At 27.1% G+C, this 14,359-nt stretch carries 13 protein-coding genes; all 13 read left to right on the forward strand.

Annotated features, from left to right (window positions below; translation table 11 throughout):
• Positions 1-103: 103 nt before the first annotated feature.
• The 13 genes from IC175_RS09580 (at position 104) to IC175_RS09640 (ending at position 14,169) form a co-directional block, all read left to right on the forward strand.
• On the forward strand, positions 104-1,018 hold the full coding sequence (locus IC175_RS09580; RefSeq protein WP_227834710.1) for a ComEC/Rec2 family competence protein: 915 nt from the start codon (positions 104-106) through the stop codon (positions 1,016-1,018).
• 120 nt (positions 1,019-1,138) lie between these two features.
• A complete protein-coding gene (locus IC175_RS09585; RefSeq protein WP_003418667.1) occupies positions 1,139-1,330 on the forward strand; it encodes a hypothetical protein in 192 nt (63 codons plus the stop codon).
• A 223-nt stretch (positions 1,331-1,553) separates the two neighbouring features.
• Positions 1,554-1,904 carry a DUF6483 family protein gene (locus IC175_RS09590; RefSeq protein ID WP_227436740.1) on the forward strand — a complete coding sequence of 117 codons (351 nt, stop codon included), beginning with the start codon at positions 1,554-1,556 and terminating at the stop codon, positions 1,902-1,904.
• A 261-nt stretch (positions 1,905-2,165) separates the two neighbouring features.
• Positions 2,166-3,671 (forward strand): DUF1846 domain-containing protein, encoded by a 1,506-nt coding sequence (locus IC175_RS09595; RefSeq protein WP_227436738.1) that lies wholly within the window; start codon positions 2,166-2,168, stop codon positions 3,669-3,671.
• A gap of 394 nt (positions 3,672-4,065) precedes the next feature.
• Positions 4,066-5,163, forward strand: a complete 1,098-nt coding sequence (gene dinB, locus IC175_RS09600) for a DNA polymerase IV (RefSeq protein ID WP_227436736.1) — start codon at positions 4,066-4,068, stop codon at positions 5,161-5,163.
• A 271-nt stretch (positions 5,164-5,434) separates the two neighbouring features.
• A complete protein-coding gene (locus IC175_RS09605; RefSeq protein WP_227436734.1) occupies positions 5,435-6,571 on the forward strand; it encodes an ABC transporter ATP-binding protein in 1,137 nt (378 codons plus the stop codon).
• The gene (locus IC175_RS09610; RefSeq protein ID WP_227436732.1) at positions 6,564-8,111 is read left to right on the forward strand and encodes a glycine betaine ABC transporter substrate-binding protein; all 1,548 of its coding nucleotides are present in this window, start codon (positions 6,564-6,566) and stop codon (positions 8,109-8,111) included. Before IC175_RS09605 ends, IC175_RS09610 begins: the two co-directional genes overlap by 8 nt.
• A 253-nt stretch (positions 8,112-8,364) precedes the next feature.
• On the forward strand, positions 8,365-9,231 hold the full coding sequence (locus IC175_RS09615; protein ID WP_227436730.1) for a cation diffusion facilitator family transporter: 867 nt from the start codon (positions 8,365-8,367) through the stop codon (positions 9,229-9,231).
• Positions 9,232-9,370: 139 nt separating this feature from the next.
• Complete coding sequence (locus IC175_RS09620) at positions 9,371-10,513, forward strand: aldo/keto reductase (protein WP_227851460.1); 1,143 nt, start codon at positions 9,371-9,373, stop codon at positions 10,511-10,513.
• Positions 10,514-10,909: 396 nt separating this feature from the next.
• Positions 10,910-12,133, forward strand: a complete 1,224-nt coding sequence (locus IC175_RS09625; RefSeq protein WP_227436727.1) for a DUF6080 domain-containing protein — start codon at positions 10,910-10,912, stop codon at positions 12,131-12,133.
• Positions 12,134-12,161: 28 nt separating this feature from the next.
• A complete protein-coding gene (locus IC175_RS09630) occupies positions 12,162-13,049 on the forward strand; it encodes a decaprenyl-phosphate phosphoribosyltransferase (RefSeq protein ID WP_227824770.1) in 888 nt (295 codons plus the stop codon).
• 21 nt (positions 13,050-13,070) lie between these two features.
• Positions 13,071-13,700 carry an HAD family hydrolase gene (locus IC175_RS09635; RefSeq protein WP_227436722.1) on the forward strand — a complete coding sequence of 210 codons (630 nt, stop codon included), beginning with the start codon at positions 13,071-13,073 and terminating at the stop codon, positions 13,698-13,700.
• A 31-nt stretch (positions 13,701-13,731) separates the two neighbouring features.
• A complete protein-coding gene (locus tag IC175_RS09640) occupies positions 13,732-14,169 on the forward strand; it encodes a COG2426 family protein (RefSeq protein ID WP_227436720.1) in 438 nt (145 codons plus the stop codon).
• Positions 14,170-14,359 lie beyond the last annotated feature (190 nt).

The following is a 14,359-nucleotide window of genomic DNA, read 5'->3' on the forward strand; positions in this document are numbered from 1 at the left end:
CCACAAATATGCCTAGAATTTGCCCTTTTTCTAGGTGTATTTTATTATGTCAGCATTGCTATACTATAAATATGTAATAAATAAAATTTATAGGAGCTTTTGGATGAAGAAAATAATATTAAAAGACATCATGTTTTTAATTACAACAGTATCTTTGATTGCAGTTCTATTGATTGTAGTAAATGTAACTGCTAATGGTAAGACAGAGTCAACAAGTAAATCTTATTTAGGTAGTGAGAAAAATAGTATGAGTCAAAATAATATTCAAAATGATATAGGAAATACTGCATTTAAAACTACTATACTAAATACTGGAAAGTCAGATTGCATATTAATTGAGATAGGCAAAAAAGCCATAATGATTGATACAGGAGAAGATAAAGATGGTGAACAAATAGTTAATAAGTTAAAAGAAAAAGGAATAAATACACTTGATTATCTAATTTTAACTCATTTAGATAAAGACCATATAGGTGGAGTTGATAGTGTGTTGTCCAGTGTTAAAGTGAATAATTTAATACAAGCAAATTATAAAAAAGACAGTAAACAATATGATGAATATGTTAACTCACTTAAAAAAACTGGTATAGAGCCCATAATATTGAAAGAAAAAATGAATATTGTAGTTAATAATGCAAATATAAGCATACAACCAGCTTTAAAAAGTGAGTATGAGAGTTCAAACGATTACTCAATAATCACTAGTATAAATTATGGCACACACAATTTTTTATTTGCAGGAGATGCAGAAGAAGAACGTTTAGCTGAATTTATAAGTGAAAATACTTTAAAATACGATTTTGTGAAAATTCCTCATCATGGAAGGTATGATAAATTAAGTGAAGCATTTTTAAAATCTATTTCACCAAAATATGCTGCTATTACTTGCTCACAAAAAAAAGAACCTGATAAAGAAGTATTAGAAATATTAAAAAAATTAGATATAAAAACTTTTCTTACTTATAATGGAGAGATAGTTATAGATAGTGATGGAAATAAATTAAGTGTAAGTCAATAGTGTTTTCTGAAAAATTGTATAAAAAAATTTAAAAAAATCATTAGCAAATATAAGACCTTAAACATAGTATATTTTAGGAGCTGAAACTCCACATACAAAATAACTAGGAGGTAACATATTATGTTGGATAGATTTTTTGGTGAAGGCGGATTTGGCGGATGTGCTTGGTGGATAATAATATTATTTTTCTTATTCTTAGCATTCCAAGACTGTTGGGCTGAGATGGACTTATGTGCATGGATACCTTTCTTAATATTATTATTAATACTTTGCGAATGTGGTGACGTTTTTGATGGAGGATGTGGATGCTAAAAAAATCAATTTAAATGATTTAAAAAAGCTTATGGTGGGTATAAACAAAATACCAAACCAATCACAATCTAGTGTTTGAAGGTAGTCGGAGATCCCCCGCTACCTTCTTTTTTTTATTATTTAAAATTTATTTATTCATCATTTTATTTACATACAATAATTTTTTCTATAAAGTTTGGTATAATTAAAAAGAAAATAAATTTTATTTATAGGAGATGTAAATATGGCTATAGTGGATAAGATTTTCAATGAGATAAAATTGATGGTTGCAAGATTCTTATTGGGGAAAAAATACAGTGAATATGAAGAGAAAGATTTAGTATATAATACTGAAGAAGAAGTTATATTAATAACTTTGAAAAGATTAGTTTTCCAGGGAAATGTGAATGAAGCAGAAGAAATTTTATTTGATAAAGCTAAAACTGTAAATAGTGAAAATATGCAGTATATAGCAATAGAATTTTATACTATGCTTATGGAAAAAACTGATGAAGAATTAGAGGCTATGAATTTTTCTAAACAAGAAGTTTATCAAGGTATAGAAGATATTAGGAAAGTTTTAAATTTAGAATAAAGCATGTATAAAGATATTAAAATAAATTAATGTTAAGATGAGAATATTATATTTTATATATTTAAATATAATATTCTTATTTTATTAATAATATAAGTATATCTTATTTACCATAAAACTATCTTGAAAAAAATTAATCTTAAATGTATAATATTACTTTGAGTGAAAAAGTATTAACATTTTTTTATAAGATGTTTTACTAAAAAAATATATATAAATATACTGTTATCAAAAAGAAATTTAATTTAGTGAGGTGTTAAGATGAAAATAGGATTTGACCACAAAAAATATTTAGAAGAGCAGTCTAAATATATCTTAGAAAGAGTAAATAATTTTGACAAGCTTTATTTGGAGTTTGGAGGAAAATTAATGGGAGACCTTCATGCAAAAAGAGTACTTCCAGGGTTTGATGAAAATGCAAAGATAAAAGTATTACAACATATGAAAGAAAAAGTTGAAGTTGTAATTTGTGTGTATGCAGGAGATATAGAAAGAAATAAAATAAGAGGTGACTTTGGTATCACTTATGATATGGAAGTTTTAAGATTAATAGATGATTTAAGAGGTTATGAGCTAGATGTAAACAGTGTAGTAATCACTAGATTTGAGGGACAACCTGCAACGACTGTATTCATAAATAAGTTAGAGCGTAGAGGAATCAAAGTTTATAAACATTATCCAACAAAGGGATATCCTTCAGATGTTGAAACTATAGTTAGTGATGAAGGATATGGAGCAAATGATTATATAGAAACTACAAAGCCAATTGTAGTAGTAACAGCACCAGGACCTAATAGTGGAAAACTTGGTACTTGTTTAAGTCAGTTATACCATGAAAATAAAAGAGGAAATGTAGTTGGATATTCTAAATTTGAAACATTCCCAGTTTGGAATATACCTGTGAAACATCCTTTAAACATAGCTTATGAGGCAGCTACAGTAGATTTAAAAGACGTAAATATGATAGATTCATTCCATCTTGAAACGTATGGTGAAATGTCAGTAAACTATAATAGAGATTTAGAGTTATTCCCAGTGCTAAAAAAAATAATAGAAAAAATAACTGGAAAAGAATCAATTTTCCAATCTCCAACTGACATGGGTGTTAATAGAGTTGGTTTTGGAATAATAGATGATGAAGTAATAAGAAAAGCTTCTATAGAAGAAATTATAAGAAGATACTTTAAAACTGCTTGTGAGTATAAAAAGGGACAAGTTGATAAAGGTGCTTATGATAGAATGAAAATGATTATGGAAGAGCTTAATTTAAAGCCAGAAGATAGAAACGTTGTTTTACCTGCTAGAAATTACAGTAATAAGTTAAAAGAAAATGCTGATAAAAATGATACTTGTCCTGTAGTGGCACTAGAATTAGAAGATGGGACAATATTAACTGGTAAAGGTTCTGACTTAATGAATGGAACAGCAGCAGCAGTACTGAATGCAATTAAGCATTTAGCTAATATATCTGATGATATGCACTTAATATCACCTGTAATATTAGAGCCTATTATAAATTTAAAAACAAAAACTTTAGCAAGTAGAAATGTTTCACTTAGTTGTCAAGAGGTTTTAACTGCTCTTAGTATTTGTGCTGTAACTAATCCAACTGCACAATTTGCTATGGAAAAGTTAGCTTTATTAAAAGGGTGTCAAGCACATTCTACTACTATATTAAATAGAGATGATGAACAAACATTTAGAAAGCTTGGTATAGATGTAACTTGTGACCCAGAGTATCCTTCACAAAATCTTTACTATAGCTAAAAATATAATTATACAAAAAAATATGGGCTGTTTTAAAGTAATAGTTTGAGCAGTCCATTACAATTATAATAAAATCAGTAGACTGTCTTGTATAAGGCAGTCTTTTATTTTTAAAACATCCCATTTAAATTAATATATATACTGTTATCCATAAGGAATTTTAATTTAGTTCCTTGGAATACCTATTGTAAAGCTTTTACCTAGTTTTTGCAAGTGTTTTTTATGATTTTTTATAAATTGTATTGAATTAATTGATTATAAACTGTTTTAGTAAGAGAAAGTATTGACATATAAATAAAATAGATGAAAAAATAGCATAAAGAAACATAAGTTTGGTATAATTAAAACAGTGATGTAAATAAATTTAATCTAGTTATACTTTAAGGTGATAAGAATGGAATTTTATAGAAAAATAATTCATATAGATATGGATGCTTTTTATGCGTCTATAGAACAAAGAGACAATAAAAAATTAAAAGGTAGACCTGTGGTTGTTGGTGGAAATCCACAAAGCAGAGGAGTAGTTGCAACGTGTTCTTATGAGGCTAGAAAATTTGGCATACATTCAGCTATGCCATCCACTGTAGCTTATAATAGATGTCCATATGCAGTTTTTGTAAGACCTAGATTTGAGGTATATAAAAGTGTATCAAATCAAATAAGAAATATATTTTATAGATACACAGATTTAGTAGAGCCACTATCTTTAGATGAAGCATATTTAGATGTAACAAAAAATAAAAAGAATATTGATTCATCAATTGAAATAGCAAAGCAAATTAAAAGAGATATATTTAGGGAAGTTGGACTTACATCTTCAGCAGGTATCTCATATAATAAATTTCTTGCTAAGATAGCATCAGACTTAAAAAAGCCTAATGGTTTGACTGTAATAAATGAAGAAAATGCTCAGGATTTTTTAGATAAATTGCCTGTAAATAAATTTTTTGGTGTTGGAAAAGTCACTTCAAATACTCTTAAAAATTTAGGGATAAAAACAGGATATGATTTAAGGTGTTTAGATTTATTTGAACTTGAGAACATATTTAAGAAAAAAGGATATGACTTATATAAATTTGCAAGGGGTATAGATGATAGACCAGTAGAGCCAAATAGAGTTAGAAAATCTGTTGGAGCAGAGACTACACTAAGTCATAACTTGGATATTGATGAAGAAGAAACACGTAATATACTTGATGAACTTTGTGAGGAAGTGTGCCATAGATTAAAAAACTCTGAGAAATTTGGAAAGACGTTGACATTAAAAGTTAAGTATGAGGATTTTACACAGATAACTAGAAGTCTTAGTTTAGAACATTATATTGATGAATATAATGATATAAGAAATGGTGTTGACAATTTATTGAGAAATGTTGAAATGAATGGAAAACAAATTAGACTATTAGGAGTTACAATATCAAACTTAAGCGACAAAAAAGAAACTTACAAAGACATTACTTTATTTGAGTATATGGATAGTATTCAGCGATGACTATTTGTTTAAATGAATGAATTAACACTAGCCTTAATTATATATAATTAAGGATAGTGTTGTATTGTTTTATTAAGATTTTTTTATTTTTTTTTATATCTTTTAAATTTGAGTATTGTATACAAATACTTGATATTTATAGTAATGTTTACTAATATGTATTAACCCAAAAGTCGTACTTTGTTTACATAAAGGGGATATTGTGATATAATTATAAAAACAACTTATTGCGTTGGCAAGGGTTGCTTGTCGAAAGAGGGGATGATAAATTATGATAGAGATAAGAAACGTAACCAAGAAAATGGGAAATAATGTAATATTAGATGATATTTCTCTAGCTGTCGAAACAGGCACATTGGTAGTTTTAATTGGCTCAAGTGGTTGTGGGAAAACTACTACTTTGAAGCTTATAAACAAATTAATAAAACCTACATCTGGTGAAATATATATTAATGGTAAACCAATTTCTCAAGAAAATGAAATAGAACTTAGAAGGAAAATAGGATATGTTATACAGAACACAGGTCTATTTCCTCATCTTACAATAAAAGAGAATATAGAGTTAATTCCACGTTTAAAAAAGGAAAAGTCAGTTGAAGAAATTGAGGCAAGAACTTTACAATTACTTGAAATGGTAGGTCTTGATAGTGATGATTTTTTAAATAAGTATCCTTCAGAGCTTAGTGGGGGTCAACAGCAAAGAATTGGTGTTGCAAGAGCCATTGCAACTGATGCTGAAATAATATTAATGGATGAGCCTTTTAGTGCTTTAGACCCAATAACAAGAACATCTTTACAAGAACAATTATTTTCTCTTCAAGATGAACTGAAAAAAACTATAATATTTGTAACTCATGATATGGATGAAGCTTTAAAGATAGCTGATAAGATTTGTATTATGAAAGATGGAAGAATAGCGCAGTATGATACTCCAGAGAACATACTTAGAAATCCAGCAAATGATTTTGTAAAAGACTTTATTGGAGAAGATAGAGTTTGGGATAATCCAGAATATATAAAAGCAAAAGATATTATGATAAAAAATCCTATTGCTGTTAATTCAACAAGAACTGTAACTCAAGGTATAGAAATTATGAGAACGAGTAAGGTTGATAGTTTACTAATCATAGATAGAGCTAGAACACTAAAAGGTATTGTCACTGTAAAAGATATGAAAGACCGTCATGATAAATCGACATTGCTTGGTGATATTATGTCAAGAGAGCCTTTGCATGTAAATGAAGGTGATAATTTAGTAGAAATACTAAATATAATGAACTGTAATTCAGTTGGATATATTCCAGTTGTTTCAAGTGAAAATAAATTAGTAGGACTGATTACTAGAAGTAGTTTACTTTCTGTTTTAAGTGAGCAATTCCTAGAGATGGAGGTGAGTGTCCTTGGATAATTTTTTTAATTTTATACTATTGCAAAAAGATAAGATTATAGAGCTTTTGATACAACATATGAGCTTAACTGTTACATCTATTTTGATAGCTATACTAGTGGGTGTTCCTCTAGGAATAATTATTTCAAGAATACCATCTCTTAGAAAAATTGTGCTTGGATTTGTAAACTTAGTTCAAGCAGTTCCATCAATGGCACTTTTGGGTCTTCTTGTACCAGTACTTGGTATAGGAAGCAAACCAGCAATATTTATGGTAGTAGTATATTCATTATTACCAATTGTAAAGAACACGTATATAGGTATAACAAGTATTGACCCAGTAGTATTAGAATCGGCTAAAGGTATTGGTCTTACAAGAAACCAAACTTTATTTAAAATACAGTTTCCTTTAGCTTTGCCTATAATAATGGGTGGGGTTAGAATTTCTGCTGTTACAGCGGTTGGTCTTATGACTCTTGCAGCATTTATAGGTGCTGGTGGTCTGGGATATTTAGTATTTTCAGGTGTACAAACTGTAAATAACAATATGATTTTAGCAGGAGCAATTCCATCATGTATAATTGCATTGCTAGTTGATTATTTATTTAGTAAGATTGAAGTTGCAGTTACTCCAAAAGGCTTAAATCCAAAGGCTCCAAAGAAAAATTATATAGGGCTTAAAGTAGTATCTGCTATAATAATTATTGCAATGTTATTTGTTACTTTTGGTTCAAGTTTTTCAAGCAAAAAAGAGACAATAACTATAGGTTCAAAAGATTATACAGAACAACTTATTCTTGGTAATGTTTATGCTGAATTGATAGAGAAAAATACAGACCTTAATGTTAAAAAGAATTTAAATCTAGGTGGTTCATCTGTTGCATTTAATGCTATTAAATCTGGTGAACTTGATATGTATGTAGATTATACAGGTACACTTTTAGTAAATGTAATGAAGCATGCTCCAATTAAAGATGCTGATGAAGCATATAAAGTTGTTAAAGATACTATGGAAAAAGAGAATCAATTAACTTTACTTGACCCTATTGGATTTAACAATACTTATACATTAGCCATGATGCCTAAAACTGCTGAGAAATATGGAATAAACACTATTTCTGATTTAACTAAATATAGTAGTGACTTTACTTTCTCACCAACTTTAGAGTTTGAAAATAGAGAAGATGGTTTTGTAGGTATTTCTAGAGATTATGGTCTAAAATTCAAAGATGTAAAAGCTATGAATGGAAGTTTAAGATATACAGCTTTAGATAATAATGAATCTCAAGTTGTAGATGCGTTTTTAACTGATGGTCTTATTAAGAAGTTTAATCTTAAGATATTAGAAGATGACAAAAACTTCTTTGTTCCATATTATGCGGCTCCATTAGTGAGACAAGATACTCTTAAGAAATATCCTGAGTTAGAAAAAGTGATGAATATGCTTTCAGGAAAAATAAATGAAGAAACTATGAGAGAACTTAACTATCAAGTTGATGAGCTTGGAAAATCACCAGAAGAGGTTGCTCATTCATTCTTAGTTAAAGAAGGTTTAGTATAGAAAATTAATAGTTTATATTATGAACTTAAGTTATAGATAGTATTTTAAATACTATTTATAACTTATTTTTTTGTATACAAAACCTATATTATGATTTTTAATTCATAATTAATTTTTAAATTGAATGAACAAGTACAACCAACTTTGAATATAAATATAGTAAGTGTGCATATATACAATTTGCTTTATCTAGTCAATTGATATTGATACATAGTCTTTTTTCGATTAAGTCGAAGGGAGGAGGTATACAGTTATGGATAATTATAAAAAAGTGAAGCAAGTGTTATGGATAATTTTATTTGCCAATTTTGCTGTAGCATTATTAAAAATAATTATTGGTAATAAAATTAAAAGTTATAGTATGACAGCAGATGGGTTTCATTCTCTGTCAGATGGAGCATCTAATATAGTAGGATTAATAGGTATTTTTTTTGCATCTAAACCAAAAGATAAAGATCATCCTTATGGGCATAAAAAATTTGAAATTATAACCAGTTTATTTATTAGTGGTATGCTATTTGTTATAGCAGTTAAGATAATTCTTAGTTCTATATCAAGACTGGCAAACCCAGTTACACCTTCTATAACTATAGAAAGTTTAATTGCTCTAGTCATTACTCTTTTTATAAATATTTTTGTCTGTATATATGAGTATAGAGTTGGAACTAAACTGAATAGTTATGTCTTAATTTCAGACTCATTGCATACAAGAAGTGATATATTTGTGTCTTTAGGAGTATTGGTTACTTTAGTTGGTGTTAAGTTAGGATTTCCAGTAATAATAGAATCTGTAGTTCCTATTATTATTTCTGGGTTTATAATTTATTCAGCTTATGGAATATTTAAACCGTCTATTGGAATTTTAGTTGATAGAGTAGCTGTAGATGAAGAGTATATAAGGGAAATTGTATTTGAATTTAATGAAGTGAGAGATGTTCATAATATTAGAAGTAGAGGTAGTAAGAGTGTTATTTATATTGATATGCATGTAATGGTAGACCCATTTATAAGTGTAGAGCAATCACATGACTTAACACATAAAATTGAGAAACAAATACAAGAAGAAATTAATGAAAATGCTCAGGTAATAGTGCATATTGAACCTTTTTATAGCTTTTAATTTGATTATAAAGACATAAGTATAAAAATTTATAATTCATAAAAAAAATATTATACCATAAATATTTTCAGAAAATATTTATGGTATAATATTTTTTATAGAGAAATTAAGTCTTAATATACCTAAGGAGGAATTTATTATGAGATACGTTGAATATGGAAAGACTGGGAAAATGGTTTCGGTAGTTGGATATGGAGGATTAAGATTTGATTTAGAAAAAAATGACCAAGAAAATGCAGATTTAATTAAATATGCATATGAAAAGGGCATTAATTATTTTGATACAGCACCGGGGTATTGTGATGACAGAAGCGAAGATATATTTGGACTAGCTTTTAGGCAAATGATAAAAGAAGGTAAAACAGACTTTTACGTATCTACAAAAGGAAAGCCAAAAGTATACGACACAGCAGAAAAAGCAATAGATGCTGTGAAAAAGTCAATAGAAAGATTGGGCGTATCTAAAATAAATTTCTATCATATATGGAATATTAGAAAGATGGAACATTATGAATTTGCAATGAGACCTGGAGGTCAGTATGAGGGTCTATTAAAATGTAAAGAAGAAGGATTGATAGACCACATAGTATTTTCATCTCATCAGCCAGGAGATGAGGTCATAAAGGTTCTTGATGAAAATAAGTTTGAAGGTGTTACTATGGGAATTAATATACTAAACTTTCCATATAGATTAAAAGGTGCTAAACATGCTATTGAAAATGGATATGGTGTTGTAGCTATGAATCCATTAAGTGGTGGAACTATTCCAAAGTACAATGAAGAGCTTTCTTTTCTAGCAAGAGAAGGTGAAAGTACTATAGAATCAGCTTTAAGATTTAACATAGGAATTCCACAAATAAATATATCGTTAATAGGAGTTAATAAAAAGCAGGATATAGATGATGCTTGTAAAATTGCAGATGAGCATAAAATATATTCAGATGGAGATATACATGATATTGAAACTAGATTAAGTAAAAATATGAATGAAATATGTACAGGTTGTGGATATTGTAAAGTATGTCCAAAAGATATAAACACTCCAGCATATATGCTTTTTTATAATGAAAAACAGATGTTTAAAAAGAGTGATGAAGAAATGACAAAATCGGTCTATGGGCTAGCACATTGGAATTATACAATGAATAGTAAAGCAAAAGCTAAAGAATGTATAGCTTGCGGAAAATGTGAAATTGAGTGTACTCAACATTTACCGATAATTGACAGATTAAGAGAAATTAAGCAATGGGAAGAACATGGAGTCAATAATGTCACAGTATAGTTAGTTTATATTGTACTTAAAATTTGTATAGTATTTAATAAGGTTTAATATATAAGGAGACAAATTATGATTTTGTCTCCTTATATATTATGCTTTAATTTATTATGGGTAAATTTTATCTATACTAACTGACAGTATCTATTTTCACATTGAATTATTCCAATATTTTACAATAAAATTACTTTCAAACTCTAATTTTATAAGCTTTCAATATATATTACACAAATAATTTTTATTTAATTATAGCTTTTAATAAAGTAAATATTGTGGTTGTAAATAAGGAATTATTCAATTACAATAAAACAAGTAAGGATATTATAAAAGTGATTATTATAATTAAAAGAATAAATTGTAGGTAGTAACAAATCCTATATAATGAATGGAGGGTGATATATATTGAAAAATAATATATTTAAATATAAAAATGAGATGTTTTTATTTATATTAGTCATAATAACTTATTTAATAATAACAATAGCATTCTTTTCTAAAACTACAATATTTTATGATTTGAACAACACTTATGATGTGTTATTAGATACAGATACAGGTGTACTATTCAATTTAAATGTATTTGCTATAAATCAAGACAATAGCAAGCACGTATTATTTTCAGCTATTATATCAATTTTTGCATATCCAATATATTTACTATGTACTTCGATAGCAAATCCAGGGACAACCGATTTTAATACTGCTTATGGATTTGGATTGATTTGTCTACAAATAGTAACTAGTGCTATATCTATAACTTTAGTTTTTAATCATATTAAAAAAATAAAAATGCAGAGGTTAACCTTAATTTTACTTACTATGATAATGATATTTTCTTTTCCACAACTATTTATGACCTTAAATGTAGAAAGATTTATATATAGTCAGTTTACATTAATATTTTTTATATTTATTGCAAATAAAATGAACGGAAAAAACTCTTATTTAGTAGAATTAGCAGCTATACCATTATTTGGAATAACTATTAGTAATATATATTTGTATTTGCTTAACATAATATTTGAATTTAAATTAAAAATAGGAAAAATATTAAAGCATTTAATTACATTTATTTTAATGGCATATATTTGTGTAGTTTCAACAAAATCTTATGAAAGTTTTATGAATCTTGGAAATGTAATACAATATGATACAAAGTTTATAAGTGGAGAGCCTATTTTAGAAAAAGTTGCAATGATTATAGAAAGATTATTGTATTCAGTTTTTTATTTTCCTGGAGCAGAGATTAAAAAAGGACTATTTTTACAAAATGGAGAAGTTGCAACGATACCAGTTATCCTTACTTTATTAGCATTTTGTTTTTGTGTTTTAGCTGTTATTGAGAACTCAGAAAAAAGAGTTCCTAAATTGTGTATGGGAATAATTTTATTTAATTTAGTTTTACATGGTATAATAGGGTACAATCTGACTAATTCAAGTATAATGACTATAAATTTTAGTTTTGCTGTTATAGTTTTGTTAGCTTACTTTACTAAAGCACTTAGAAAAAATGAAAAAAGTATGTACAATATATTTTTATCATTGTTGCTAGTCACTATAATAATTAGTAATATAAATGGATTTATAGAAATTTTAAATATTGGGATAAAATCATATCCTGTTTAAAAAATAATGTTGAAAGGGTAGTAAGTTTATGAAACAGACAAATACAATAATTAATCTTCTTACTAAAATTTCAGATTATATAAGATTAATGAGAATAAAGCAGTATATAAAGAATTTATTTATATTTGCTGCTATAATATTTTCAAACAATATACTAAATATAAGTCTATTGTTAAATACATTTATAGCTTTTGTGTGTTTTTGTTTGATATCATCATCAGCATATGCATTAAATGATGCTATAGATATGGATAAAGATAAAAGACATCCTAAAAAACGTAATAGACCAGTAGCAAGTGGAAGAATAAGTAAAAGAAGTGCGAATATATTATTTGTTGTTTTAGCTTTAATTTCAATTTGCTTGTCAACGGTTATTAATTTTAAATTAACTATAATTCTCATTTTATATTTGATAAATAATATATTATATTCTCTTAAGTTAAAGAATATAATTCTATTAGATGTGTTTTCTATATCTCTTGGTTTTATACTTAGAGTTTATGCAGGATGTGTAGCTATAGATGTTAGATTATCAAACTGGATAATATTATGTACATTTTTTTTATCTCTGTATTTAGCTCTTGGAAAGCGCAAAAAAGAAATCATAATTTTAAAAGATAATGCAGTTGAGCATAGAAAAATACTAGAAGATTATGATATAGAAAATTTAAATCAAATGATGATAGTTATACTAAGTTCTACAATTGTATGCTATGCATTATATTCTACAAGTAATCCAGAAAAACCAGATATGATATTTACAACAATATTTGTAGTTTATGGTGTACTTAGATATAATTATATAATTAACAAAACAAATGAAGGAAATCCTACTGACATTATACTAAAAGATAATGCTTTAAAAATAAACGTAATCTTATGGGTAATTACATGTTTAATAATATTAATTTTTTAGTGATAGGATGGGAAAATACTTATGAAAAAAAGTGTATTATTGCTCGATATAGATTATACTGTTATAAATACTGATAGTATGGTAGACTTTTTTATTTATTCTTTAAAAAATAAAACACTTAAGACTATTATAAAATTGCCATACATAATTTTTACTCTAATGATGTATTTGGTTAAAATAGTACCCTTGAAAAAAGCAAAAGAGGCAATCTTTTATCCAATAGTAGATTTTAGCGAAGACGAGTTAAAAGATTTTTTTGATAGTTGTATAATGAAAAAAATTAATGAGTCTATAAAAAAAGTAATTTATAAAAACAAAGAAGAGCATAATGTTGTAATTATGATAACTGCATCTCCATATGCATATATGAAGTACTTTAAGTATTATGATTTCGCAGATGAGGTTATAGGCACTGAGCTATTTTGTGAAAATTCAAGATACAAAAACCAATTCATTGGCGAAAACTGCAAGGGAATTGAAAAAATACAGAGAATAAATACTGTATTAGATAAACTTGGAATTGAGATCGATTATGAAAATTCATATGCATATTCAGACTCTAAAAGTGATTTACCTATGCTTTCCTTAGCTAAAAATGCATTTTTGGTTAATAAGAAAAATGGTGAGGTTATAGAACAAATAAATTCATAGCTTTATATCACTTAGAATAGGAGGGGATAGTTTGGGATATTTGCACATATTAATTTTGTCTATGGTTCCTGTAACAGAGTTAAGAGGAGCCATTCCTATAGGTATTGCAATGGGCTTAAATCCTATATGGGTTTATGTATTTAGTGTGATTGGTTCTACATTAGTATCAATTCCTTTGATATTGACATTTAGACATATATTGCAATTTTTGAAAGGTAAAAAGTTATTTAAGGGACTTGCTAACACAATTGATAAAAAAATAAATTCAAGAATGAAGAAATTAAAAAGCGTTTCAATAATAGGTATAATACTATTTGTAGGCATACCACTTCCAACAACAGGAACATGGACTGCGTCTGCGATAGCCTCAATACTAAAAATGAGAATAAAAGATGCTTTTATAGGAGTATTTTTAGGAAATTTATTGTCTGGAGTCATAGTGTCAGCCCTTTCTCTACATATAATATAAAACTATCCAAATATACTATTGGATAGTTTTTTTATGAAAATATGTGAAAAATATTTTTTATTTAGACAAAATATTTAAATTCATTTGGTCTTAAAATGTTTACTATCATAAAAGAAATATAGTATAGTAGTATTTATGAGGAAATTAATTTAAACTTGCCTATCAATAAAATAAAGTTTTTATATAAAAT

This window comes from Clostridioides sp. ES-S-0123-01 (assembly GCF_020658415.1).
Lineage (GTDB): Bacteria > Bacillota > Clostridia > Peptostreptococcales > Peptostreptococcaceae > Clostridioides.

What these genes read in the sequence shown, in the direction of transcription:
- IC175_RS09605 (WP_227436734.1), top strand. Translation starts at nt 5,435, where the DNA reads ATGATAGAGATAAGAAACGTAACCAAGAAAATGGGAAATAATGTAATA.
- dinB (WP_227436736.1), top strand. Translation starts at nt 4,066, where the DNA reads ATGGAATTTTATAGAAAAATAATTCATATAGATATGGATGCTTTTTAT.
- IC175_RS09585 (WP_003418667.1), top strand. Translation starts at nt 1,139, where the DNA reads ATGTTGGATAGATTTTTTGGTGAAGGCGGATTTGGCGGATGTGCTTGG.
- IC175_RS09595 (WP_227436738.1), top strand. Translation starts at nt 2,166, where the DNA reads ATGAAAATAGGATTTGACCACAAAAAATATTTAGAAGAGCAGTCTAAA.
- IC175_RS09630 (WP_227824770.1), top strand. Translation starts at nt 12,162, where the DNA reads ATGAAACAGACAAATACAATAATTAATCTTCTTACTAAAATTTCAGAT.
- IC175_RS09580 (WP_227834710.1), top strand. Translation starts at nt 104, where the DNA reads ATGAAGAAAATAATATTAAAAGACATCATGTTTTTAATTACAACAGTA.
- IC175_RS09620 (WP_227851460.1), top strand. Translation starts at nt 9,371, where the DNA reads ATGAGATACGTTGAATATGGAAAGACTGGGAAAATGGTTTCGGTAGTT.
- IC175_RS09615 (WP_227436730.1), top strand. Translation starts at nt 8,365, where the DNA reads ATGGATAATTATAAAAAAGTGAAGCAAGTGTTATGGATAATTTTATTT.
- IC175_RS09590 (WP_227436740.1), top strand. Translation starts at nt 1,554, where the DNA reads ATGGCTATAGTGGATAAGATTTTCAATGAGATAAAATTGATGGTTGCA.
- IC175_RS09635 (WP_227436722.1), top strand. Translation starts at nt 13,071, where the DNA reads ATGAAAAAAAGTGTATTATTGCTCGATATAGATTATACTGTTATAAAT.